Raw genomic sequence first — 515 nt, forward strand, 5'->3', positions numbered from 1 at the left:
AGTAGTAAACCATTGTCCTAATGGATTATCAGAATTACCTGCCCTATAATAAACTTTATCTTCTGCTAAAACCTCCATATTATATCTACCACCATAAAAATTTTGAGCCGGATTATTCTTCATTTCTGCTAATGGTCCAGGATCTTCAATCATATTATATTTATAATTTGCAATATCGTCTGAACCGTATATAATATTTCCTTTATTTTCCTTAATTCTCTGTTCAGAATTACTATCATCCTCAGGACCAAGCATCTGCTGCTCTTTTGGATCACATAGCCCTTTAGCTTTTTTATACCCACTAGGATCATAATAGTTAACCGGATTGTTAGCACAGTAGGAATATAGGTTTAACCCATCCCCCCTATAGACATCCTCTTGGGTAAACCTTCCTATAATCGGATTGTAATATCTTGCTCTTAAATAGTATTGTTGAGTAATAGCATCGTATTGCTGTCCCGTATAGTTAATTATGTTCTGTATGTTTTCTTCTTTTGATAATATATTTCCGAAAG

General features: G+C 33.6%; 1 protein-coding gene. It reads right to left on the reverse strand.

The window, feature by feature from the left end; genetic code table 11:
* Window positions 1–515 (reverse strand): RHS repeat-associated core domain-containing protein (locus RCF13_RS00040; protein ID WP_308140649.1); only part of this gene is annotated, 515 nt, incomplete at both ends.

Origin of the sequence: Stenotrophomonas maltophilia group sp. RNC7 (assembly GCF_030910085.1) — a bacterium.
GTDB lineage: Bacteria > Pseudomonadota > Gammaproteobacteria > Xanthomonadales > Xanthomonadaceae > Stenotrophomonas > Stenotrophomonas sepilia.